This window comes from Streptomyces sp. NPDC019531 (assembly GCF_044903305.1).
Taxonomy (GTDB): Bacteria; Actinomycetota; Actinomycetes; order Streptomycetales; family Streptomycetaceae; genus Streptomyces.
Genome location: NZ_JBJDQL010000009.1, coordinates 130,411 through 152,835, shown reverse-complemented (window position 1 = coordinate 152,835; position 22,425 = coordinate 130,411). Strand labels below are relative to the sequence as shown.

Below are 22,425 nucleotides of genomic sequence, written 5' to 3'. Positions count from 1 at the left end.
CCCCGCGCCCCTAGGTGGGTACAGCTGGGCGTGCATTGACTGCACCCACTCAGGGGCGCGACGCCGACGCTCAGGGGCGAACCGCCCGCGGCCCCGCCACCTCCGCCCCCAACTCGGCAACCCGCCGCCGCAGTTCCCGGTCCGCGGTCACGACCAGTACGCGGCGCTCGCCGGCTCCCGCCACCAGCTCCACCATGTGATCGTCACCGCTCCCGGGCGCCGACTCCACCCGAACCCCCGGTACCGACTCCACCCCCCGAGCCGCTCCCTCCACCACCAGCACGATCTCCACCGGCCCGTCCCGCCCCGGCACCCCCTCCGTCGCCAGCCGGTCCCGCAGCCGCTCCGCCGCGCCCCGGCGATCCCGCCACCATCCGTCCGGCACCGATCCGACGACATTCGCGGCGTCCACGACGACCAGCAGTACGTCACTCATGGCCCCAGCGTCCCACGCCCGGCCCACCCGGAGTCGGCGACAACCGCCCGATTAGAGTGGACCCGTGTCCATGGTCCGTACAGTGAACGGCAACTGGCTCATCCGCGCCCGTGACGGCCGGCTCGGCGTCTACACCACCCGCGACGACGCCGTGTGGTGCCGGGCAGAGCGCCGCCCGGGCGGCGACACCTGGCTGCCCTGGCGCAAGGTCGGCGGAGAACAACGCCTGCACCCCGGACTCGCCGTGGGCCAGGGCCCCGACGGCTACGCACACCTCGTCTCCTGGCGCCCCACCAAGGCCAAGGAGGCGGGCCTGGTGCACTCCACCCACTTCCGCGTCCACCTCGCCGCCCTCGACTGGATCCCGGTCGGCCACCCCGACCGGACCGGTGCGCGCACCGGCGTGCCCGCCGTGGCCGTCGACGCGGAGGGCCGGGCCCATGTCTTCGTCGGCAACCGGAGAAACGGCGTGCATGCCCTCGTACAGAAGGAGCGCGGTGGCTGGACCGCCTGGTCCGGCCTCACCGGCACCGACGTGCATGAACAACTGGCCGCCGTGACAGGGGAGTCGGGCCGGATCGAGCTGTACGGCACCGGCCCCGCCGGCATTCTGCGGTGGCTCCAGGAGGAGGCGGGCGCCCCTCCGGTACCGGCCGATTCGCTGCCGGTCCGCGTCGAGCCGGGCACGCTCGGCGCGCTGCCGACGTCCAAGGAGCACACCACGCTCTTCTTCGCGGACCCCGAGGGCATGCTCTATGCCTGGCGCCCGGACACCGAGCCCGCGCCGCTGCTCGCCGCGGCCGGCCCCGGCCCGGTGGCCCTGCTCCGCTGCACCCTGGACGGCCACGACTGCACGCTGCTCGCCCAGCGCTCGGCCTCGGGCCGGGTCGCCTTCGCCGCCTACCCCTCCGAGCAGGAGTCGGCGGGCGTGTGGTGGACGGAGTCCGGACCGCAGCTTCCCGTGGACACGGCCGTGGCCCTGGCCGAGGACGCCGACGGCCGTGTCGTCGCCGTGTCGGTGACTCCTGACGGCGCATTGCGAGTTGCCCGGCAGAAGGACGAGCCGGGCCTGGCGCTGGCGGCCTGGCAGGAGGTCTGAGCGTGGTCTGAGCACCCACCGCCCCGAACATCCAAGCAACGCACAGGTGTGCGGAGCTCGTGATGGAATGGTGATCCAATCCGGCAAGGGCAAGGGGGATCCCCATGGCAGTGGGACGAAGACTGTTCCTCGGCGCGTTCACGGCAGGGGCGGTGTCGGTCGCCGCCAACGGCACCGAGGCGGTCGCGGTGGGCGACTACACCGACTACACGGCGCCCGCCCAGTTCTGGACCCAGTCGACCACCGCGCACACGGTCACCGCCGTCATGGCGGCCACCTCCGGGTCCGGTGCCGCGCTCAACGTGGCCTCGAAGAACCCGCAGACCTCGGCTCTGAACGTCACCGGCGTGGAGACCGCACGCGGCACGGTGAAGATCACCCACGACGGTTACGTCGACGGTTCGGACGCCGACGGCTCCGCGCTGTCCATCGACCTCCAGACGCACGGCGTCACGGACCAGAGCGGCGGCACCGCCGCCCAGGGCATCTACGTCACCGCCAGCACCGGAGCGACCAAGGGCGCCCTGCTCGTCCTGCGCAACAACAAGGGACTGGACGACCTGGTCGTCAAGGGCAGCGGCCGCGTGGGCATCGGCGTCGGCCGGGGCGACACCCCCCAGTCCCAGCTCCACGTCGTCCAGGTGGCCCAGGACGCGGCCTCCGCCATCCTCGCCGAGGGCGCCGTACGGCTCGCCGACGTCACGGCCACGCCGAACAACGCGCCCGCCGCGCTGGGCGGTGGCTCTCTCTACTCCCAGAACGGCGCCCTGTACTGGAAGGGCGGCAGCGGTACGGTCACGCGGCTGGCCCCGGCGTAGGGCGGCACGTGATGGAACTGACCCCCGAACAGCTCGTCGCCGAGTTCCAGGACGCCGTGATGGAGCTGTACTTCGCCCGCAAGCGGATCGCGCGGCTGGAGGCGGAGAACGCCGAGTTGAAGGCGCGACTGACAGCGGCCGAGACCGAATGACAGAGGGCCTCCGCCCGAAAGCGGAGGCCCTCTTCACGGTCGTACGAGAAGCTACGCCGGAACCGAGGCCACGCCCGGGGCCAGGAACTTCTTGCCGTTCACACGCTCGGAGACACCCTCGCGGTCCAGGTACGGCGTGATGCCGCCCAGGTGGAAGGGCCAGCCGGCGCCCGTGATCAGGCAGAGGTCGATGTCCTGCGCTTCGGCGACGACACCCTCGTCGAGCATGAGCCCGATCTCCTGCGCCACCGCGTCCAGGACGCGCTCGCGGACCTGCTCCTCGGTGAGGACGGAGTCGCCCTGCTTGAGGAGTGCGGCGACCTCCGGGTCCAGCTCGGGCTTGCCGGAGTCGTAGACGTAGAAGCCGCGCTTGCCCGCCTTGACGACGGCCGCGAGGTTCGGGGAGACCGTGAAGCGCTCCGGGAAGGCCCGGTTGAGGGTCTCCGAGACATGCAGACCGATGGCCGGGCCGACCAGCTCCAGGAGAACCAGCGGCGACATCGGCAGGCCCAGGGGCTCCACCGCCTTCTCCGCCGCCTCGACCGGGGTGCCCTCGTCGATGACGTTCTGGATCTCGCCCATGAAGCGGGTGAGGATGCGGTTCACGACGAACGCCGGGGCGTCCTTGACCAGCACCGCGGTCTTCTTCAGCTTCTTGGCGACGGCGAAGGCGGTGGCCAGCGAGGCGTCGTCGGTCTGCTCGCCGCGGACGATCTCCAGGAGCGGGAGGATCGCGACCGGGTTGAAGAAGTGGAATCCGACGACCCGCTCGGGGTTCTTCAGCTTCGACGCCATCTCGGAGACGGACAGCGAGGAGGTGTTGGTGGCGAGGATCGCGTGCGCCGGGGCGACCGCCTCGACCTCCGCGAACACGGTCTGCTTGACGCCGATCTCCTCGAACACGGCCTCGATGATGAAGTCCGCGTCGGAGAAGCCCTCGGCCTTGTCGAGGACACCGGTGACCAGGGCCTTGAGGCGGTTGGCCTTGTCCTGGTTGATACGGCCCTTGCCGAGCAGCTTCTCGATCTCGGCGTGGACGTAGCCCACACCCTTGTCGACGCGCTCCTGGTCGATGTCGGTCAGCACCACCGGCACCTCAAGGCGGCGCAGGAAGAGCAACGCGAGCTGGGAGGCCATCAGACCGGCACCGACGACACCGACCTTGGTGACCGGACGCGCCAGGTTCTTGTCCGGGGCGCCCGCGGGACGCTTGCCGCGCTTCTGCACCAGGTTGAACGCGTAGATGCCGGAACGCAGTTCGCCACCCATGATCAGGTCGGCGAGCGCCACGTCCTCGGCGTCGTAGCCCTGCTGGAGGTCGCCGTTCTTGGCGGCCTCGATGATGTCGAGGGCGCGGTAGGCGGCCGGAGCGGCCCCGTGCACCTTGGAGTCCGCGATGAAACGGCCCTTGGCGACGGCCTGGTCCCAGGCCTCACCGCGGTCGATCACCGGGCGGTCGACGACGATCTCGCCCTTGAGGACGGACGCCGTCCACAGCAGGGACTGCTCCAGGAAGTCCGCGCCCTCGAACAGCGCGTCGGCGATGCCCAGTTCGTAGACCTGGGCGCCCTTGAGCTGCTTGTTCTGGTTGAGGGAGTTCTCGATGATGACCGAGACGGCCTTCTCGGCGCCGATCAGGTTCGGCAGCAGCGTGCAGCCGCCCCAGCCGGGGACGAGGCCGAGGAAGACCTCGGGGAGCGAGAAGGCGGGCAGGGCCGCGGACACCGTGCGGTAGGTGCAGTGCAGACCGACCTCGACGCCACCGCCCATCGCCGCGCCGTTGTAGTACGCGAAGGTCGGCACCGCGATGCCCGCGAGGCGCTTGAAGACCTCGTGGCCGCCCTTGCCGATGGCGAGCGCGTCCTTGTGCTCCTTGAGGAGCTCGACGCCCTTGAGGTCGGCGCCGACGGCGAAGATGAACGGCTTGCCGGTGATGCCGACACCGACGATCTCGCCGGCCGACGCCTCCTTCTCCACCTGGTCGATGGCGGTGTTCAGGTTCGCCAGCGAGGCGGGGCCGAAGGTGGTCGGCTTGGTGTGGTCGAAGCCGTTGTCCAGCGTGATGAGCGCGAAACGCCCGGCGTTGAACGGCAGGTCCAGGTGACGCACGTGCGCCTGGGTGACTACCTCGTCCGGGAACAGCTCGGCCGCACCCTTCAAGAGCTCAGTGGTGCTCACTTGCTGCCTCCGGCGTCCTTGTGGTTCGGGTTCTCCCAGATGACCGTCGCGCCCATGCCGAAGCCGACGCACATGGTGGTCAGGCCGTAGCGGACCTCGGGCTGCTCCTCGAACTGACGGGCCAGCTGCGTCATCAGACGCACACCCGAGGAGGCCAGCGGGTGGCCGAAGGCGATCGCGCCGCCGTACTGGTTGACGCGCTCGTCGTCGTCCGCGATGCCGTAGTGGTCGAGGAAGGCCAGGACCTGGACGGCGAAGGCCTCGTTGATCTCGAAGAGACCGATGTCCTCGATGGAGAGCTCCGCCTGCGCGAGGGCCTTCTCCGTGGCCGGGATCGGGCCGTAGCCCATGACCTCCGGCTCGACACCCGCGAAGGAGTACGCCACCAGGCGCATCTTCACCGGCAGGTCGTTCTCGCGGGCGAAGTCCTCGGAGGCGATGAGGGAGGCGGTGGCGCCGTCGTTCAGACCGGCCGCGTTACCGGCGGTGACCCGGCCGTGCACACGGAACGGCGTCTTCAGCCCGGACAGGTTCTCCAGGGTGGTGCCCGGACGCATCGGCTCGTCGGCGGTGACCAGACCCCAGCCGGTCTCACCGGCCTCCGGGTTGGTGCGGCGCACCGAGATCGGCACCAGGTCGGCCTGGATCTTGCCGTTGGCGTACGCCTTGGCGGCCTTCTCCTGGGAGCGCACGGCGTATTCGTCGGCGCGCTGCTTGGTGATCTGCGGGTAGCGGTCGTGCAGGTTCTCGGCGGTCATGCCCATGAACAGGGCGGACTCGTCGACCAGCTTCTCGCTCACGAACCGCGGGTTCGGGTCCACGCCCTCACCCATGGGGTGACGGCCCATGTGCTCGACACCACCGGCGACGGCGATGTCGTAGGCACCGAAGGCCACGGAACCGGCGACCGTGGTGACCGCGGTCAGGGCGCCGGCACACATGCGGTCGATGGAGTAACCGGGGACGGACTGCGGCAGACCGGCGAGGATTCCGGCGGTACGGCCGATGGTGAGCCCCTGGTCACCGATCTGCGTGGTCGCGGCGATGGCGACCTCGTCGATCTTCTTCGGGTCGAGACCCGGGTTGCGGCGCAGCAGCTCCCGGATCGCCTTCACGACGAGGTCGTCGGCGCGGGTCTCGTGGTAGATGCCCTTCGGGCCCGCCTTGCCGAACGGGGTGCGGACGCCGTCTACGAAGACGACGTCCCTGACGGTACGAGGCACGATGGCTCTCCTCCAGATGCGGGATCTGCACTGCTGCGATGCGCTGAGCGCGCGCTCAGGACCCATGCTACTTATGGGTAACGTGACTGCCCAGTCCTGGGGGAGGGAGCGGCGAAGGTCACACCGCGGAACGTCCCGTGGAACCCCTCGGCGTCAGTACGGGAGTCGGTACGGCGTGCGATCCCGGCCCCTCTCCGGTGATCACACCGAACAGCGTACGGGCCGCTTCCGCACCGAATCCATGCACGTCATGGCTCATCGCGGAGAGGGTGGGGTGGGTGAGCCGGCACAGCTGGGAGTCGTCCCAGGCGAGCAGTGAGACGTCACGCGGAACGTCCAGTCCCATCTCCGCCGCGACCGACAGTCCTGCGACCGCCATGATGTCGTTGTCGTAGACGATCGCCGTCGGCCGGTCCGCAGGCGCCGCGGTCAGCAGGGACCGGGTGGCCCGGGCGCCGGCCTCTCCCGAGTAGTCGGTGGTGACCTGCCAGGCCCCCGCCAGCTCCAACGCCCTCGCGGCCTCGTCGAACGCCGCCGTCCGCATCGTCGTGTGTCCCAGGGCCGCCGCACCCCCCACCCGGGCGATCCGCCGATGCCCCAACGCCGCGAGATACCGCACGGCCTCCGTCACAGCGGTCGCGTCATCGGTCCACACCGAGGTCAGCGTCCCGGTGAACGAGGGATGCCCCACGGCCACCACCGGCATCCCCAGCCGCTCCACCGCCGCCACCCGGGGATCGTCCGCCCTGAAGTCGACCAGGATCGACCCTCCGACCTGCCGCCCACGCCACCAGGCCTGCTGAATGCCGACCTCTTCCTCCACATTCCGCACGAGCCGCAGCAGCAGCGAGCAGTTCCGCTCGATCAGCACGCTCTCCACTCCGGACACGAACTCCATGTAGAAGGGCTCAAGGCCCAGCAGCCGTGCCGGCCGGCAGATCGCGAGCCCCACCACGTCCACCCGGGACCCCGCCAGCGTCCGCGCCGTGAGGTTCGGCGCCCAGCCCAGCTCCCGCGCGGCCCGGAAGATCCGGTCCCGGGTCGCCTCCGCCAGCCCCGGCTTGTGGTTGAAGGCGAGCGACACCGCCCCCTTGGACACACCGGCGCGCGCCGCGACGTCCTTGATGGTGACGCGAGAGGCCGGCTGGGCTGTCATCGGCTGGGCTCCAGGCAGTACAGGGCGGATCGGGCTCCATCCGGATCAGGAGTCTTCCAGCCGCTGACCCCGATGGTCACGCACTCACCGGGCAGCAGCGTGACCAGCCCCCGGTCCGCCCGCGCCGCCGGATCCAGCCGATCCGCCTGCAACAGCAGATCCCGTACGAGGGTGCGGGCCGTGACCGCCACGCCACCCGGCATCACCGTGACGTCGAACTCGGGCCGGGGGTAGGGGATTTCACGGTCCGGCGAGGGAAAGTGCACGGCCCGCAGCTCGTCCGCGTCGGCCACCAGGAACTCCTTCGGTCCCACCGGCTCCAGCGCGCCCGGCACCGGTACCTCGGCGACGGCCCGCCGCCCCGCACGGAAATCCACGTCCGCCTCGCCGAGCACCGCCCCCTCGACCGACATCCGGCGCAGCCGCACGGCACCCGCCCACTCCTCGGCCGCCTGGTTGACCACGGCCAACACCAGCCCCTGCTCTCGCACTTGAAGCGTCAGCAGCCGGTCCGCGTACAGCCGCCGCAGCTCGTGCCAGAGCGGCTTCTCCCGGCCGTCCCCGTCCACCGCCGCCCAACTCGTCACCGGCCAGCAGTCGTTGAGCTGCCACACCACCGTCCCCGCGCACACCGGCCAGTGGGACCGCCAGTGCTCGACCCCGGCGGCCACGGCTCGCGCCTGGTTCACCTGCATGAGGTAGTGCCAGCGGTCGAAGTCCCCCTCGGGGAAGGTGAAATGCCGCTCAAGGCCCCGCCGCAGCTTGCCGTTCCCGTCGTCCGCCTTCTGGTGGTGCAGCACACCGGGGGAGTCCGCCGCGAGCTCCTCCCCGGGCAGCGCACGCGCCAGCGTGGCGTACGCGGGCGGCGCCTGCCAGCCGAACTCGGCCACGAACCGCGGCACTTCACCGCGGTACTCGGCGTAGTCGAGACGGTTCCACACCTCCCATGAGTGGTGCGTCCCGTGCGCCGGGTCGTTCGGATGATGCTCCCACGACCCCGACCAGGGGCTGCCCGCCGTGTACGGTCGCGTAGGGTCCAACTCGGCGAGCACCCGCGGCAGTACGCCCAGGTAGTACCCCTCGCCCCAGGAGTCCCCGGCGAGCCGCGCCTCCCACCCCCAGTCCCGGAACCCCCACAGGTTCTCGTTGTTGCCGTTCCACAGCACCAGCGAGGGATGCGGCATCAGCCGTACGACGTTCTCCCGGGCCTCCGCCTCCACCTCGCCCCGCAGCGGCTGCTCCTCCGGATAGGCCGCGCAGGCGAACGGGAAGTCCTGCCAGACCAGCAGCCCCAGTTCGTCGCAGGCGTCGTAGAAGTCCTCGCTCTCATAGATCCCACCGCCCCAGACCCGCACCAGGTCCACCCCGGCGTCGGCCGCCTGCCGCAGCCGCTCCCGGTACCGCTCGCGGGTGATCCGGGAGGGGAACACGTCGTCCGGGATCCAGTTCACACCGCGCGCGAAGAGCCGCTCGCCGTTGACGACAAGACAGAACCCGGTGCCGTGCTCATCGGCCGACCGGTCCAGCTCGACGGTGCGGAAGCCGATCCGGCGCCGCCACACGTCCAGTGGCCGGTCCTCGTGCAGCAGCATCAACTCGACGTCGTACAACGGCTGTTCGCCGTAGCCGCGCGGCCACCACAGCTGCGGGGAGGGCACTTCCAGCCGTACGACCCCCTGCGAGCCGTCCACCGAGGCGCGCACCCGCACTCCGCGCACGGAGGCCTCTACCGTCAGCGGCGCCTCGACCCTGGCGCGCTCCACGTCGACCGCCAACTCCACGACCCCCAAGCCCTGTTCGACGGTCACCAGCGGCCGTACCCGGGCGATCCGCGCCGTCGACCAGCGCTCCAGGCGCACCGGCCGCCAGATCCCGGCCGTCACCAGCGTGGGCCCCCAGTCCCAGCCGAACGAGCAGGCCATCTTGCGGATGTACTGAAAGGGCTCGGCGTACGTGGCGGGCCGCTCGCCCAGCTTCCCGCGCACCGCCTCGGCCTGGGCGTAGGCGGAGGCGAACCGCACGGCGAGACGCCCCGCCATGCCGGTCACGTCGAAGCGGTATGAGCGGTGCATGTTCCTTGTCCGGCCCAGAAGTTGGCCGTCCAGCAGAATCTCGGCCGCGGTGTCCAGACCGTCGAGGACGAGGTCGGTCTGCTCGTGCCCGTTCACGGGAGCCAGGTCGGTCTCGTAGGTCCACTCCCGCCGCCCCACCCACGCGACCTCGGTCTCGTTGCGCCCGAGAAGGGGGTCCGGGATCACTCCGGCGGCCAGCAGATCGGTGTGCACACAGCCCGGCACGACGGCCGGCAGCGCCTCTCCCTCGTGCCGCAGGATCCAGCCCTCGGTGAGCGGTGTGGCCTGAAGCATGTACGCACTCCCTAAACCGGTCAAGTCCAGTGCTGCGGACACCTTTTGCCATCGTTGGCGAGATAGGGACTTTACCGGTTAAGAAAACGTTGTCAGAGTACCGAACCAGCCAACCCGCTCGTGCTCGTCCGTCCCGTGAACGGAGCTGATGCACATGAACCGCCGTACAGTCCTGGCCCTGGCCGTGGGAGCCGCCCTGCTGATCCCGGGGTGCACCGGCACCGGAGGTTCGTCGAAGGGGGCCGACGCCAAGGCACCTGACGACCCGTCAAAGGTCAGCGGCACCATCAAGGTCCTCACCGTCCGCACGGACCTCGTGCAGGACGGCACGATGAAGAAGTACGCCGCCGCGTTCAACAAGACCTATCCGAAGGTCAAGGTCGAGTTCGAGGCCCTCACGAACTACGAGGCCGAAGTCAAGATCCGCATGAACACCGAGAATTACGGTGACGTCCTGCTGATCCCCGCGGTCATCAAGAAGGCCGACTACCCGAGGTTCTTCGCCTCGCTGGGCACCGAGGCCGAGCGCAGCGAGAAGTACCGCTTCACCGACTACACCACCGTCGACGGCAAGGTCTACGGACAGAGCCCGGTCGGGGTGGCCCCCGGGTTCGTCTACAACAAGCGGATCTGGAAGGAGGCCGGGGTCACCGAATGGCCCACCACCCCGGCCGAGTTCATCGAGGACCTCAAGGCGATCAAGGCGAAGACCGATGCGATCCCGTACTACACCAACTTCGCGGCCGGCTGGACGCTCACGTCGTGGACGTACGTCGACGGCGCCGTCCACTGCGATCCGCAGGCGACCACAAAGCTCGCCGAGGGCGACCCGTGGGCGAAGGACGCCGACCTGCGCGTCGGCGACACCCTGCTCCACGACATCGTGAAGGCGGGCCTGATCGAGAAGGACCCGACAACCAGCAACTGGGAGGAGTCCAAGCCCCGGACGGCCAAGGGCGAGATCGCCACCCAGTGGCTCGGCACCTGGGCGATCGTGCAGTTCCAGGACGCTGCCAAGAAGGCCGGGGTGAACCCGGACGACATCGGCTTCATGCCGTTCCCGTCCCAGACGGACGGCAAGTTCTGCGCGACCGTGGCGCCGGACTACAACCAGGCCGTCAACGTCCACTCCAAGTACAAGGAAGCCGCCCGCGCCTGGATCGACTGGTTCACCGACGAGTCCGGCTACGTCGAGGACAACCTGGCGATCTCCCCGCTCAAGGACGCCGCGCTGCCCGAGGTGATGAAGCCGTACGAGGAGCAGGGCGTGCGGCTCATCGAGGTGGACGACGCGCAGGGCGCCCGGGTCAAGCAGCTCGACAGCGACTCGGAGGTCGGCATCTACGCCCCCGAGTACCGACAGAACCTCGTCGACCTCGCCCGCGGAGCCCGCGAGGGCAGCCTCGACGACTTCCTCTCCGACCTCAGCAAGCGCTGGACGGACGCCCAGAAGAACCTGGGGTCCTGATGACGGAGACGACACAGAAGGCGGCCGTGGAGGTGATCCCGGCTGCCCCCGTCCCAGCGCCCGCCTCGCGCCGGACCCGTGCCTGGCGGGGCGTCACGCCCTGGCTGTTCCTGATCGCCCCGCTCGCCCTGCTGATCACCTTCACCTACGCGCCGATCCTCAACATGGTCGCGTACAGCTTCACCGACTGGGACGGTGTCAGCCCCGAACTGCACTACACCGGCGCCGAGAACTACCGGGAGGTCTTCACCCGGCCCGACCTCTTCGAGGTCTTCTGGGTCAGCGGCTACTACCTCGCCGCCTCCGCGGTCCAAATAGCCCTGGCCCTCTACTTCGCGACGATCCTGAGCTTCAACGTCCGCTTCCGGAACTTCTTCAAGGGCGTGCTCTTCTTCCCGTACCTGATCAACGGGGTCGCGATCGGCTTCGTGTTCCTCTACTTCTTCAAGGACGGCGGCACCCTCGACTCGGTGCTGAGCCTGTTCGGAGTGAAGACCGACCACGCCTGGCTCGGCACCCCGGTCTCCGCGAACACCTCGCTGGCCGGTGTCTCCGTCTGGCGCTACCTGGGCCTGAACTTCGTCCTCTTCCTGGGCGCGATCCAGTCGATCCCGGGGGAGCTGCACGAGGCGGCGGAGCTGGACGGCGCGAACCGCTGGCACCAGTTCCGCTACATCATCGCGCCGGGCATCAAGCCGGTCCTGACCCTGACGGTGATCCTCTCGATCTCCGGCTCGCTGTCGGTCTTCGAGATCCCGTACATCATGACCGGCGGCGCGACCGGTACCGAGACCTTCGTGATCCAGACGGTCAACCTGGCCTTCCGCTTCAACAAGACGGGCCTGGCCTCGGCGGCCGCCATCGTCCTCCTGCTGATCATCCTGCTGGTGACCTGGGTGCAGCGGCGCCTGGTCCCCGACGACAAGGTGGACCTCGTATGACCCGCCGTACGGCCGTCCGCGCCCTCGTCCATCTGTCGCTGATCGCCGCGACGCTGGTCGTCCTGCTCCCGCTCGTGGTCGTGCTCCTGACCTCCCTCAAGTCTGAGAAGGAGATGGCGGACACGAGCGGTGCGCTCGAACTCCCCCACGACCTGCTGAACTTCCACAACTACGTGACGGCGTTCCAGGACGGCGAGATGCTCTCCGCCTTCACCAACACGGCGATCATCCTGCTGGTCTCCATCGGCGGCACGGTCCTCATCGGCTCGATGACGGCCTACGCCATCGACCGCTTCACCTTCCGCTTCAAGAAGCTGGTGGTGGCGCTCTTCCTGACGGCCGCCCTGGTCCCCGGCGTCACCACCCAGGTGGCGACCTTCCAGATAGTCAACAGCTTCGGCATGTTCGACAGCCTCTGGGCGCCGATCGCCCTCTACATGGGCACGGACATCGTCTCGATCTACATCTTCCTGCAGTTCGTCCGCTCGATCCCGATCTCCCTGGACGAATCGGCCCGCCTGGACGGCGCCACCGCCTTCACGATCTACCGAAAGATCATCTTCCCACTGCTGAAGCCGGCGACAGCGACAGTGGTGATCGTGAAGGGAATCACCGTTTACAACGACTTCTACATTCCCTTCCTCTACATGCCCTCGGAAGATCTTGGCGTGATCTCGACGTCGCTGTTCCGCTTCAGAGGCCCGTACGCGGCCCACTGGGAGGTCATCTCGGCAGGAGCGGTCCTGGTCATCCTGCCGACCCTGATCGTCTTCCTGTCGCTGCAGCGCTTCATCTACAACGGCTTCATGAGAGGAGCGACCAGGTAGAGCGCCCCTTCAGGGGCGCGGGGAACCGCGCGACAAGCCACCACGAACCCGCAGCCGCCGTGTCTCAGAAAGCCAACACGGCGGCTAGGCGGAAAGCGCAGCCACCAACACGGGAGTCACCTGCTCGACCTGCCAGGCCCGAGCCCCCAACCCGGCGAGCGCCGCCCCGACCGATTCCGCACTGACAACAGCCGGCGGCTCCCAGCAGACCCGCCGCACCGTGTCCGGAGTGATCAGGTTCTCCTGAGGCATGTTCAGCGACTCGGCCAACGCGGAAACCGCAGCCCGCGCAGCGGACAACCTCGCGGCCGCCGCAGGATCCTTGTCGGCCCAAGCGCGCGGCGGCGGAGGCCCCGTGACCGGCTGCCCCGGCTGCGGCAACTGCACCTCGGGCAGGGCCTTGGCCCGATCAACGCCCGCCTGCCACTGCTCCAGCTGCCGCCGCCCCATCCGATGCCCGAACCCGTTCAACGCGGCCAGCGCGTGCACGTTCAGCGGAAGGGCGAGCGCCGCCTCGACGATCGCCGCGTCGGACAGCACCTTGCCCGGGGACACGTCCCGTCGCTGGGCGATCCGGTCCCGCGCCTCCCACAGCTCCCGCACGACGGCCAACTGCCGACGCCGCCGCACCTTGTGCATCCCGGAGGTCCGGCGCCAGGGGTCCTTGCGAGGCTCGGCGGGCGGAGCGGAAGCGATCGCGTCGAACTCCTGAAGCGCCCACTCCAGCTTCCCCTGCCGGTCCAGCTCCTTCTCCAGCGCGTCCCGCAGATCGACGAGAAGCTCCACGTCGAGGGCGGCGTACCGCAGCCACGGCTCGGGCAGCGGACGGGTCGACCAGTCGACGGCCGAGTGGCCCTTCTCCAGTACGAAGCCCAGCACACCCTCGACCATCGCGCCGAGCCCGACCCGGGGGAACCCGGCGATCCGCCCGGCCAGCTCGGTGTCGAAGAGGCGTGAGGGAATCATGCCTATCTCGCGCAGACAGGGGAGATCCTGTGTGGCGGCGTGCAGCACCCACTCCACACCGGAGAGGGCCTCGCCGAGCCCCGACAGATCGGGACAGGCCACGGGGTCGATCAGCGCGGTACCCGCGCCCGCGCGGCGCAGCTGCACGAGATACGCGCGCTGCCCGTAGCGGTAGCCGGAGGCCCGCTCGGCGTCGACGGCGACAGGCCCGGAACCCGCGGCGAAGGCGGCGATCATCTCGGCCAGCGAGTCCTCGTCGGCGATCACGGGCGGAATTCCCTCGCGCGGCTCCAGCAGAGGGATCGGCGCCTCCGCTGCAGAAGATCCGCCGTCGTCCGGAGGGGCGCCTCCGGTGGTTCGCAGTGAAATGTCTGCTGCGGTCTCTTGGGCGTCGGTCACATGTCAAGGGTATCTGTGTATGGACAGCGCCTGCCGACGGAACGTTCCGTCGGCAGGCGCTTCGGGGTCGTAAACCAGTCAGCTCGGTGAAGGCTCTGGTTCACGTCCGTGAACAGCGAGGCCCGGTGGTGCTCGGTGGTGCTTGGTGGCCTCAGTGGATGATGCCGGTGCGCAGGGCCACCGCCACCATGCCGGCGCGGTCTCCCGTGCCGAGCTTGCGGGCGATACGGGCGAGGTGGCTCTTGACGGTCAGTGCGGACAGGCCCATCGAGACGCCGATGGCCTTGTTGGACTGTCCTTCGGCCACCAGTCGGAGCACTTCGACCTCACGGCCGGAGAGCTCGCGGTAGCCACCCGGGTGGCTCGGGGAACCCGGGGGGCGGCGGTGCATGCGGGCGGCCGCGGCGCCGATGGGGGCGGCGCCGGGTCGGGTGGGGAGCCCGAGATTGGTACGGGTGCCGGTGACGACGTAGCCCTTGACGCCGCCCGCGAGGGCGTTGCGCACGGCGCCGATGTCGTCGGCCGCGGAGAGGGCGAGGCCGTTGGGCCAGCCCGCGGCGCGGGTCTCGGACAGCAGGGTCAGGCCGGAGCCGTCGGGGAGGTGGACGTCGGCGACGCAGATGTCACGGGGGTTGCCGATACGGGGACGGGCCTCCGCCACGGACGAGGCCTCGATGACATCGCGCACACCGAGCGCCCAGAGATGACGGGTGACGGTGGAGCGGACACGTGGGTCGGCCACGACCACCATGGCGGTGGGCTTGTTCGGGCGGTAGGCGACCAGGCTTGCGGGCTGCTCGAGGAGAACGGACACCGGGCCTCCTGGGGTGCGGGACGGCTTGGAAGGTCACAGACGTCTTCGGCACCGAACCCGGCGTCCTTTAGGAAATGATCACGATCTAGTGAGTAACAATTGGTGCAATTCAGACGTGCGATCGATCGTTCGGTGAACGTATCGCTTCGTTCGAGGTGTCACTCCTGACTGAAAGTGGCCGTATCGACAAATTGATGCTCCGGATGGGGGGACGGTTTCCTGCTGTACACCGATCGGTCAGCGCGCCTGCGGATCCCGGCGCTGCGGCAGCGTCACCACCGACGCGTCGCCAGGACCGGCCGGCGGCAGGCCCGCGACCTGGGCCAGCAGATCGCACCAGGACGCCAGATGCGCCCCCGCGTCCGGCACCCCGCCCAGGCCCTCGCGGGGCGTCCAGGAGGCCCGGATCTCGATCTGTGAGGCCGCCGGGCGCTCGGACAGCCCGCCGAAGTAGTGCGAGCTCGCGCGCGTGACGGTGCCGCTCGGTTCGCCGTACGACAGCCCGCGCCCCGCGAGCGCCCCGGTCAGCCATGACCAGCACACCTCGGGCAGCAGCGGGTCGGCCGCCATCTCCGGCTCCAGCTCCGCGCGCACCAGCGTCACCAGCCGGAAGGTGCCGCGCCAGGCGTCGTGCCCGTCGGGGTCGTGCAGCAGCACCAAGCGGCCGTCCGCGAGGTCCTGGTCGCCGTCGACGACGGTGGCCTCCAGCGCGTACGCGTGCGGAGCGAGCCGCTGTGGCGCCCGCGTCGGCTCGATCTCGATCTGCGGCCGCAACCGGCTGGTGCGCAGCGCCTGGACCGCGGCCCGGAAGGCCGGCGGAGCCGTACTGCTCACATGCCGGTCCTCCTCTTTCTCGTCGTCCATCCCGCCAGTGCCGTCCGACAGTCGTTCCTGAGCCGCAGCCATGCGGGAAGGTTAAGGGGAACTCAGGCCCGGTGCGGGCCTAGACACCCGCTCTTCGGCCTACGTGGCAGAGCCCACGCCCCGTCCGAGCCCCGTCGGCCTCATGCGAGACTTGCCCCGTGAGCGCCAACGAGACCCCCACGGGCAAGCCGCCGACGGCCACGTACGAATCCGCCTTCCTCAAGGCCTGCCGGCGCGAACCCGTGCCGCACACCCCCGTCTGGTTCATGCGCCAGGCCGGGCGTTCACTGCCGGAGTACCGCAAGGTCCGCGAGGGCATCCCGATGCTCGAGTCCTGCACGCGGCCCGAGCTGGTCACCGAGATCACCCTCCAGCCGGTCCGCCGGCACGACGTGGACGCGGCGATCTACTACAGCGACATCGTCGTCCCGCTCAAGGCCATCGGCATCGACCTGGACATCAAGCCCGGCGTCGGCCCGGTCGTCGAGCGCCCCATCCGCACCCGCGCAGACCTGGCCCAGCTGCGTGACCTCACCACCGAGGACGTCACCTACGTCACCGAGGCCATCGGGCTTCTGACCAGCGAGCTCGGCCCGACCCCCCTCATCGGTTTCGCGGGCGCACCTTTCACCCTCGCGAGTTACCTCGTCGAGGGCGGACCGTCCCGCACGTACGAGAACGCCAAGTCGATGATGTACGGCGACCCCGAACTGTGGGCCGACCTCCTCGACCGCCTCGCCGAGATCACGGCCGCCTTCCTGAAGGTCCAGATCGAGGCCGGCGCCTCCGCCGTCCAGCTCTTCGACTCGTGGGCCGGCGCCCTCGCCCCCGCCGACTACCGCCGCTCGGTACTGCCCGCCTCCGCGAAGGTCTTCAAGGCGGTCGAGGGCTACGGCGTTCCCCGCATCCACTTCGGCGTCGGCACCGGTGAGCTGCTCAAGCTGATGGGCGAGGCCGGCGCGGACGTCGTCGGCGTCGACTGGCGCGTCCCGCTCGACGAGGCGGCCCGCCGCGTCGGCCCCGGCAAGGCGCTCCAGGGCAACCTCGACCCGACGGTCCTGTTCGCCTCCACGGAGGCCGTCGAGGCCAAGACCCGCGAGGTCCTGGACTCCGCCGAGGGCCTGGAGGGCCACGTCTTCAACCTCGGCCACGGCGTCATGCCGTCCACCGACCCGGACGCGCTGACCCGCCTCGTGGAGTACGTCCACACCCGCACCGCCCGCTGAGTCACCATGTGTGCCGGGGCCGCGCCCGCCTGCCGAACAGCAGGCCGCGCGGTTCCGGCGGCGGGGGAGTGCCGGCCTTGAGCGGCCAGGCGAGCAGCATCCCGACGAGGAAACCGACCACGTGCGCCGCGTACGCCACGGTGCCCGCGGCGGAGATGCCCTCGCCGGACGAGTACACCGCCTGCAGCGCGAACCAGAAGCCCAGCACCAGCCAGGCGGGCAGCCGCAGCGGCAGGAAGACCAGGAAGGGCACCAGGACCCACACCCTGGCCTTCGGATACAGCACCAGATAGGCGCCCAGGACACCGGCGATGGCCCCCGAGGCGCCGATCAGCGGGTCGCCCGAGTCGTCGTTGAGAAGCGCGAAGCCGTACGACGCCGCGTAGCCGCAGACGACGTAGAACAGCGCGTAGCGCACATGCCCCATGCGGTCCTCGACGTTGTTGCCGAAGATCAGCAGGAACAGCATGTTGCCCAGCAGGTGCAGCCAGCCGCCGTGCAGGAACATCGCCGTCAGGACCGACAGCGCAGGGGACTTGTCGTAGTCCGGCGGGGCCACCACACAGCCCGCGGCGCCCTGCGCACCGGTGCCGACCTCGCCGGTGGGGACGAGCCGCGGCATCTGATGGTGGATCAACTCCTGTGGGACCGCCGCGTAGTGGTCCAGGAACGCCTGGAGGTGGCACAGCTGGGACAGGCTGCTGTCGCCCGCCACGGAGCCGGCCAGGCCGGGCGTGTACAGGAACACGAGGACGTTCGCGGCGATGAGCGCGTACGTCACCCAGGGGGTGCGGCGCACCGGGTTCACGTCATGGACGGGGATGACCACAAGGAAGTACTGCCCGCGATGGGACCGGCGAATCGGTGGCGTACCGGTGAACGCCCGCACGCACGCGTGCGTATGACTCCTCAACCGCCCGCGGCACGGGGAAGGCGGGCCGCGGGGACTTACGTGAGGAACAGGCGATGAACGACCGTATTACTCCTCCGATGCACGCTCTTCCCGACGGTGAGGCCGAGATCTCCCTGGTGGTGCGACTGCCGTGGGAGGACGTGGCCAGGCTCGGCCAGGAGGCCGGGCGGCTGGCCGCCCAGATGCAGCGTCCGGTGACGCTCGACGAGGCGGTGAGCAACCGGCTCAGGTCCACCCGGCCGGCGGCGCACGCGAAGCCGGCGGGCGAGCAGCCGGCCGCGATGCCCGCCAGCGCCTCCGTCTCCTCGCTGCCGCCCCGGCCACCGGCCGACCAGGCCCGCCAGGCCATCGAACGGATCAACGGCACGGCGTAGGCCTGCCCGGCGGATCATGTCGGCGCCGCGGGGCCCGGCACTCCCTCAGCCAGAGGGGGTGCCCGCGGCGGCGTTGTCGTGGGTCGCCGACTCCTTCATGCTCGAACCACCTCGCGCGGGAGGGCGGCATCGCGTCAGTGCTCTCCTCCGCCTGGCCGTCAGGAGGCCCGTGCCTTCGCTGCGGCCTTGCGGGCCGCCACCAGCACGGGGTCCCAGACCGGGCTGAACGGTGGGGCGTAGCCCAGGTCAAGCGCCGTCATCTCCTCCACCGTCATACCGGCCGTCAGGGCCACCGCGGCGATGTCGACCCGCTTGCCCGCGCCCTCTCTCCCGACGATCTGCACGCCGAGCAGCCGCCCCGTGCGGCGCTCGGCGAGCATCTTCACCGTCATGGAGGAGGCGCCCGGGTAGTAGCCGGCGCGGCTGGTGGACTCGATCGTGACCGAGACGAACTGGAGGCCCACCCGACGGGCGTCCTTCTCACGCAGTCCGGTGCGGGCGATCTCCAGGTCGCAGACCTTGCTGACGGCCGTGCCGACGACGCCGGGGAAGGTGGCGTAGCCGCCGCCGACGCCCGTGCCGATGACCTGGCCGTGCTTGTTCGCGTGGGTACCGAGTGCGATGTGCCGCTCCTGCCCCGACACGAGGTCGAGGACCTCCACACAGTCGCCGCCCGCCCAGATGTTCTCGTGGCCGCGCACCCGCATCGCCAGGTCGGTCAGAAGGCCGCCGTGGCCGCCGAGCGGCAGACCTGCCGCCTTCGCGAGCGCCGTCTCCGGGCGCACGCCGATGCCGAGCACCACCACGTCCGCCGGGTACTCGGCGTCCTGCGTGGCCACCGCGCGCACCCGGCCGTCCTCGCCCGTGAGCACCTTGGTCACCTCGGCGTCGTCGACCATGGTGATGCCCAGGCCCTCCATGGCCTCGTGCACCAGGCGGCCCATGTCCGGGTCGAGCGTCGACATGGGCTCACTGCCCCGGTTGACGACCGTCACCCGATAGCCCCGGTTGATCAGTGCCTCGGCCATCTCCACGCCGATGTACCCGGCCCCGACCACCACCGCCCGCCGGCCACGCGTGCGTGCCAGCGTGTCGATCAGCGCCTGACCGTCGTCGAGGGACTGCACCCCGTGCACACCGGGGGCGTCGACGCCCGGCATGTCAGGGCGGATCGGGCGGGCACCGGTCGCGATCACGAGCTTGTCGTACGACGTCCAGGACTCGTCCCCCGAACCGAGGTCACGCGCGCGTACCCGCCGCCGGTCGACGTCGATCTCCGTGACCTCGGTGCGCATGCGCAGGTCGATGTCACGGGCCCGGTGCTCCTCGGGCGAACGGGCGATCAACTCGTCCGGGCCGTTGACGTCCCCGCCCACCCAGTACGGGATGCCGCACGCCGAGTAGGAGGTGAAGTGGCCCCGCTCGAACGCCACGATCTCCAGCTCGTCGGGGCCCTTCATCCGGCGTGCCTGCGACGCCGCGGACATCCCCGCGGCGTCGCCGCCGATCACGACCAGACGTTCCCTCGTGTCCCGCGTACGGCTCATGTTCATGCGAACACGCTACGAGGGCGGGGCATTTCAGTTCCGCTCGCCCCGCCATCGCGCGTCAGTCACGCTCGTCCCGCTCCTGCGCGCGCCCCGGGTCGGGGACGGGTCGCGCGGTGGGCAGCGGGCCCAGCGCGGTCGAGGCGGCCGCAGGTTCGGGCCTGCGCGGCAGCCGGGGCCGGACCAGCCGCAGCCACACCAGCACGATCAGCGCGATCCCCGCCAGGAACGGCAGCACCGCGGCCAGCGCCACCACGATCCAGCGCAGCATGGTCACGAACGCGTCCCAGCCGCCCGCCAGCGCGTCCACGACCCCCGGGTCCTCGTCCTCGGCCTTCGCGATCGGCGTCTCGGACAGGGACAGGGTGATGGTGGCCAGCGTCGTGCGGTCCTTCAGGGACGCCTGGCGGGCGAGCAGCGACTCCAGGTCGGCCTGGCGGGTGCTCAGTTCGCCCTCCAGGGTCACCACGTCGGTCAGCTTGGTCGCCTTGTCCATCAGCTCGCGGATCCGCGCCACGCTCGCGCGCTGCGTCGCGATCCGGCTCTCCACGTCGACGACCTGGTCGGTGACGTCCTGCGCGTTCGCGGTGCGCTCCAGGAGCTTGCCCGCGCCCTCCAGTTCGGCGAGGACCTCGTCGTACTTCTCGACGGGCACCCGCAGCACCACGTCCGTCCGCTCGTGGCCCTCCTCGTCGCGGGAGGTGGACTCCTTGCCGACGAACCCGCCCGCGTTCTCGGTGGTGGTGCGGGCGGCGGCGAGCGCCTTCGGTACGTCCTTGACCTGCACGGTCAGTCCGGCGGTGCGGATGATGTGGCTGGTGGCGGGCTGGGGTGCGGAGGTGGCCTGCCTGCCGCCCGCGCTGTCCTCGGCGCCGGCCGCGCCCTTGCCGTCCGCCTGGGACGCGGCCTGGCCGTCCTTGGCGAGGCTGCCGCCGTCGGTGCTGGAGTCGTCGGCCCCGCTGCACCCGGTCAGCGCGAGGGCCGCGGCCAGCAGAAGTCCGGCAAGAGCCTGGACGGGGCGTACCGAGCCTCGTGTACGGCGTGAACGTGATGTGCGCATGGGCGTCCCCCCGAGGGTCGTGAACAACTGACGCTCCTTCGACGCCGGAGCGGGCCCGGACGTTGGACCCCGGCGGTCCCGATGTGGTCACGGTCAGGACTCGTGAAGGACACCGGGTCGCCGGTCGACTGTCAGAGGGGTCTGAGAGGCTGGGGCCATGAGCGGATCACAGGTCGTCGTCATCGGGGCCGGCATCGCGGGACTGGCCGCGGCCCACCGGCTGCTGGAGCACGGCGCGCGCGTCACCGTGCTGGAGGCGTCCGACCGTGTCGGCGGCAAGCTGCTGCCCGGCGAGATCGCGGGCGCGCGCGTCGACTTCGGCGCCGAGTCGATGCTGGCCCGCAGGCCGGAGGCGATCGCCCTCGCGCGCGAGGTGGGCCTCGACGAGCGCCTCCAGCCCCCCGCCACCGCGACGGCCTCGATCTGGACCCGCGGCGCCCTGCGCCCCATGCCCAAGGGGCATGTCATGGGCGTCCCCGGCACCGCCGACGCCCTGGCCGGAGTGCTCTCCGACGAGGGCCTCGCCCGCATCGAGCAGGACGCGGAACTGCCCCGCACGGAGGTCGGCGACGACGTCGCGGTCGGCGAGTACGTCGCGGCACGCCTGGGCCGCGAGGTCGTCGACCGCCTCATCGAGCCCCTGCTGGGCGGGGTGTACGCGGGCGACGCCTACCGCATCTCGATGCGCTCGGCGGTCCCGCAGCTCTTCCAGGTCGCGAGGACCCACACCTCGCTCACGGAGGGCGTCCGCGAGATCCAGGCGAGGATGGCCGCCAACCAGCAGACGGGGCCGGTGTTCATGGGCATCGAGGGCGGCGTGGGCACCCTCCCGCTCGCCGTCGCCGACTCGGTGCGCGCGCGGGGCGGCGAGATCGTCACCGGCGCTTCGGTGAGCGAGCTGCGCCGCGAGGTGTCCGGTGGCTGGAAGGTCGTCGCCGGGGACCGTGTCCTGCATGCCGACGCCGTGATCGTCGCCACCCCCGCCCCGGCCGCCGCGGGCCTCCTGCGCGCCGAGGCCCCCGAGGCCGCCACGGAGCTCGACACCGTCGAGTACGCCTCCATGGCCCTGGTCACCCTCGCCTACCGCCGCTCAGACACCGCCCTGCCCGCCGGCAGCGGCTTCCTCGTCCCGCCGGTCGACGGCCGCACCATCAAGGCGTCCACCTTCGCTTCCCAGAAGTGGGGCTGGATCGCCGACGAGAACCCGGACGTCGTCGTCCTGCGCACCTCCGTGGGCCGCTATGGCGAGACGAGAATCCTGGAGCGCGACGACGCCGACCTGGTGGACGTCTCCCGCACCGATCTGAAGGCGGCCACGGGTCTCGACGCCACCCCCATCGAGACCCGCGTCACCCGCTGGACCGACGGCCTGCCCCAGTACCCCGTCGGCCACCACGCGCGCGTGGCCCGCATCCGCGAGCACGTCACCAAGCTGCCGGGCCTCGCGGTGTGCGGCGCGCAGTACGACGGCGTCGGCATCCCGGCCTGCATCGCGAGCGCCCATGCCGCGGTGGACCAGATCGAGGGCGACCTGACCGCCGTACGGCAGCTGACGGCCAACCCGGTGCAGAGTCTGCACGGCGGAGCGGGAGAATAGG

The 22,425-nt window shown here is 70.5% G+C and carries 20 protein-coding genes; 9 read left to right on the top strand and 11 right to left on the bottom strand.

The window, feature by feature from the left end:
* Positions 1 to 70: 70 nt before the first annotated feature.
* The gene (locus tag ACI2L1_RS14295; protein ID WP_404739629.1) at positions 71 to 436 is read right to left on the bottom strand and encodes an NTP pyrophosphohydrolase; all 366 of its coding nucleotides are present in this window, start codon (positions 434 to 436) and stop codon (positions 71 to 73) included.
* A 70-nt stretch (positions 437 to 506) separates the two neighbouring features.
* Between ACI2L1_RS14295 and ACI2L1_RS14290 the strand changes: the two genes are divergently transcribed.
* The 3 genes from ACI2L1_RS14290 (at position 507) to ACI2L1_RS14280 (ending at position 2,505) form a co-directional block, all read left to right on the top strand.
* Positions 507 to 1,535: a hypothetical protein gene (locus tag ACI2L1_RS14290; protein WP_404739709.1), complete on the top strand. Its 1,029-nt coding sequence runs from the start codon at positions 507 to 509 to the stop codon at positions 1,533 to 1,535.
* Positions 1,536 to 1,639: 104 nt separating this feature from the next.
* Positions 1,640 to 2,353 (top strand): hyaluronoglucosaminidase, encoded by a 714-nt coding sequence (locus tag ACI2L1_RS14285; RefSeq protein ID WP_404739628.1) that lies wholly within the window; start codon positions 1,640 to 1,642, stop codon positions 2,351 to 2,353.
* A gap of 11 nt (positions 2,354 to 2,364) precedes the next feature.
* Complete coding sequence (locus tag ACI2L1_RS14280; protein ID WP_404739627.1) at positions 2,365 to 2,505, top strand: hypothetical protein; 141 nt, start codon at positions 2,365 to 2,367, stop codon at positions 2,503 to 2,505.
* 51 nt (positions 2,506 to 2,556) lie between these two features.
* Here the strand turns inward: ACI2L1_RS14280 and ACI2L1_RS14275 are convergent, their stop codons facing one another.
* The 4 genes from ACI2L1_RS14275 to ACI2L1_RS14260 all read right to left on the bottom strand — a co-directional run bounded on the left by ACI2L1_RS14275 (position 2,557) and on the right by ACI2L1_RS14260 (position 9,428).
* Positions 2,557 to 4,683, bottom strand: a complete 2,127-nt coding sequence (locus tag ACI2L1_RS14275) for a 3-hydroxyacyl-CoA dehydrogenase NAD-binding domain-containing protein (protein WP_404739626.1) — start codon at positions 4,681 to 4,683, stop codon at positions 2,557 to 2,559.
* A complete protein-coding gene (locus tag ACI2L1_RS14270) occupies positions 4,680 to 5,906 on the bottom strand; it encodes a thiolase family protein (RefSeq protein WP_404739625.1) in 1,227 nt (408 codons plus the stop codon). The genes ACI2L1_RS14275 and ACI2L1_RS14270 overlap by 4 nt, the downstream gene beginning before the upstream one ends.
* 118 nt (positions 5,907 to 6,024) lie before the next feature.
* Positions 6,025 to 7,062 carry a LacI family DNA-binding transcriptional regulator gene (locus ACI2L1_RS14265; RefSeq protein ID WP_404739624.1) on the bottom strand — a complete coding sequence of 346 codons (1,038 nt, stop codon included), beginning with the start codon at positions 7,060 to 7,062 and terminating at the stop codon, positions 6,025 to 6,027.
* Entirely contained in the window at positions 7,059 to 9,428 is a 2,370-nt protein-coding gene (locus ACI2L1_RS14260; RefSeq protein WP_404739623.1) for a glycoside hydrolase family 2 protein, read from the bottom strand. Before ACI2L1_RS14260 ends, ACI2L1_RS14265 begins: the two co-directional genes overlap by 4 nt.
* Positions 9,429 to 9,582: 154 nt before the next feature.
* Here ACI2L1_RS14260 and ACI2L1_RS14255 point away from each other — a divergent pair, with 154 nt between their 5' ends.
* From ACI2L1_RS14255 to ACI2L1_RS14245, 3 genes are read left to right on the top strand one after another with little or no spacing between them, the layout of a single operon-like run.
* Entirely contained in the window at positions 9,583 to 10,896 is a 1,314-nt protein-coding gene (locus ACI2L1_RS14255; protein ID WP_404739622.1) for an extracellular solute-binding protein, read from the top strand.
* Positions 10,896 to 11,837: a carbohydrate ABC transporter permease gene (locus tag ACI2L1_RS14250; RefSeq protein ID WP_404739621.1), complete on the top strand. Its 942-nt coding sequence runs from the start codon at positions 10,896 to 10,898 to the stop codon at positions 11,835 to 11,837. The genes ACI2L1_RS14255 and ACI2L1_RS14250 overlap by 1 nt, the downstream gene beginning before the upstream one ends.
* Positions 11,834 to 12,664, top strand: a complete 831-nt coding sequence (locus ACI2L1_RS14245; protein ID WP_404739620.1) for a carbohydrate ABC transporter permease — start codon at positions 11,834 to 11,836, stop codon at positions 12,662 to 12,664. Before ACI2L1_RS14250 ends, ACI2L1_RS14245 begins: the two co-directional genes overlap by 4 nt.
* 84 nt (positions 12,665 to 12,748) lie before the next feature.
* Here ACI2L1_RS14245 and ACI2L1_RS14240 read toward each other — a convergent pair whose 3' ends face one another.
* From ACI2L1_RS14240 to ACI2L1_RS14230, 3 genes are all read right to left on the bottom strand, one after another.
* Entirely contained in the window at positions 12,749 to 14,029 is a 1,281-nt protein-coding gene (locus ACI2L1_RS14240) for an HRDC domain-containing protein (RefSeq protein ID WP_404739619.1), read from the bottom strand.
* A 151-nt stretch (positions 14,030 to 14,180) separates the two neighbouring features.
* On the bottom strand, positions 14,181 to 14,843 hold the full coding sequence (locus ACI2L1_RS14235) for a LuxR C-terminal-related transcriptional regulator (RefSeq protein WP_404739618.1): 663 nt from the start codon (positions 14,841 to 14,843) through the stop codon (positions 14,181 to 14,183).
* Positions 14,844 to 15,080: 237 nt separating this feature from the next.
* Positions 15,081 to 15,707: a DUF3000 domain-containing protein gene (locus tag ACI2L1_RS14230; RefSeq protein WP_404739708.1), complete on the bottom strand. Its 627-nt coding sequence runs from the start codon at positions 15,705 to 15,707 to the stop codon at positions 15,081 to 15,083.
* Positions 15,708 to 15,865: 158 nt separating this feature from the next.
* Here ACI2L1_RS14230 and hemE point away from each other — a divergent pair, with 158 nt between their 5' ends.
* Positions 15,866 to 16,933, top strand: a complete 1,068-nt coding sequence (hemE, locus tag ACI2L1_RS14225; RefSeq protein ID WP_404739617.1) for a uroporphyrinogen decarboxylase — start codon at positions 15,866 to 15,868, stop codon at positions 16,931 to 16,933.
* 1 nt (position 16,934) lies between these two features.
* On the opposite strand, the gene ACI2L1_RS14220 is transcribed toward hemE, so the two are convergent.
* A complete protein-coding gene (locus ACI2L1_RS14220) occupies positions 16,935 to 17,762 on the bottom strand; it encodes a rhomboid family intramembrane serine protease (RefSeq protein WP_404739707.1) in 828 nt (275 codons plus the stop codon).
* A gap of 137 nt (positions 17,763 to 17,899) precedes the next feature.
* On the opposite strand from ACI2L1_RS14220, the gene ACI2L1_RS14215 reads away from it, so the two are divergent.
* Complete coding sequence (locus tag ACI2L1_RS14215; RefSeq protein ID WP_404739616.1) at positions 17,900 to 18,220, top strand: hypothetical protein; 321 nt, start codon at positions 17,900 to 17,902, stop codon at positions 18,218 to 18,220.
* A 158-nt stretch (positions 18,221 to 18,378) separates the two neighbouring features.
* Here ACI2L1_RS14215 and ACI2L1_RS14210 read toward each other — a convergent pair whose 3' ends face one another.
* Together ACI2L1_RS14210 and ACI2L1_RS14205 are read right to left on the bottom strand one after the other, a co-directional pair.
* Complete coding sequence (locus ACI2L1_RS14210) at positions 18,379 to 19,773, bottom strand: FAD-dependent oxidoreductase (RefSeq protein ID WP_404739615.1); 1,395 nt, start codon at positions 19,771 to 19,773, stop codon at positions 18,379 to 18,381.
* 55 nt (positions 19,774 to 19,828) lie between these two features.
* A complete protein-coding gene (locus ACI2L1_RS14205) occupies positions 19,829 to 20,827 on the bottom strand; it encodes a DUF4349 domain-containing protein (protein WP_404739614.1) in 999 nt (332 codons plus the stop codon).
* A gap of 157 nt (positions 20,828 to 20,984) precedes the next feature.
* Between ACI2L1_RS14205 and hemG the strand changes: the two genes are divergently transcribed.
* Positions 20,985 to 22,424 (top strand): protoporphyrinogen oxidase, encoded by a 1,440-nt coding sequence (gene hemG, locus ACI2L1_RS14200; protein ID WP_404739613.1) that lies wholly within the window; start codon positions 20,985 to 20,987, stop codon positions 22,422 to 22,424.
* Position 22,425 lies beyond the last annotated feature (1 nt).

What these genes read in the sequence shown, in the direction of transcription:
- ACI2L1_RS14295 (WP_404739629.1), bottom strand. Translation starts at nt 436, where the DNA reads ATGAGTGACGTACTGCTGGTCGTCGTGGACGCCGCGAATGTCGTCGGA.
- ACI2L1_RS14290 (WP_404739709.1), top strand. Translation starts at nt 507, where the DNA reads ATGGTCCGTACAGTGAACGGCAACTGGCTCATCCGCGCCCGTGACGGC.
- ACI2L1_RS14285 (WP_404739628.1), top strand. Translation starts at nt 1,640, where the DNA reads ATGGCAGTGGGACGAAGACTGTTCCTCGGCGCGTTCACGGCAGGGGCG.
- ACI2L1_RS14280 (WP_404739627.1), top strand. Translation starts at nt 2,365, where the DNA reads ATGGAACTGACCCCCGAACAGCTCGTCGCCGAGTTCCAGGACGCCGTG.
- ACI2L1_RS14265 (WP_404739624.1), bottom strand. Translation starts at nt 7,062, where the DNA reads ATGACAGCCCAGCCGGCCTCTCGCGTCACCATCAAGGACGTCGCGGCG.
- ACI2L1_RS14260 (WP_404739623.1), bottom strand. Translation starts at nt 9,428, where the DNA reads ATGCTTCAGGCCACACCGCTCACCGAGGGCTGGATCCTGCGGCACGAG.
- ACI2L1_RS14255 (WP_404739622.1), top strand. Translation starts at nt 9,583, where the DNA reads ATGAACCGCCGTACAGTCCTGGCCCTGGCCGTGGGAGCCGCCCTGCTG.
- ACI2L1_RS14250 (WP_404739621.1), top strand. Translation starts at nt 10,896, where the DNA reads ATGACGGAGACGACACAGAAGGCGGCCGTGGAGGTGATCCCGGCTGCC.
- ACI2L1_RS14245 (WP_404739620.1), top strand. Translation starts at nt 11,834, where the DNA reads ATGACCCGCCGTACGGCCGTCCGCGCCCTCGTCCATCTGTCGCTGATC.
- ACI2L1_RS14230 (WP_404739708.1), bottom strand. Translation starts at nt 15,707, where the DNA reads ATGGACGACGAGAAAGAGGAGGACCGGCATGTGAGCAGTACGGCTCCG.
- ACI2L1_RS14215 (WP_404739616.1), top strand. Translation starts at nt 17,900, where the DNA reads ATGAACGACCGTATTACTCCTCCGATGCACGCTCTTCCCGACGGTGAG.
- ACI2L1_RS14210 (WP_404739615.1), bottom strand. Translation starts at nt 19,773, where the DNA reads ATGAACATGAGCCGTACGCGGGACACGAGGGAACGTCTGGTCGTGATC.
- ACI2L1_RS14205 (WP_404739614.1), bottom strand. Translation starts at nt 20,827, where the DNA reads ATGCGCACATCACGTTCACGCCGTACACGAGGCTCGGTACGCCCCGTC.
- hemG (WP_404739613.1), top strand. Translation starts at nt 20,985, where the DNA reads ATGAGCGGATCACAGGTCGTCGTCATCGGGGCCGGCATCGCGGGACTG.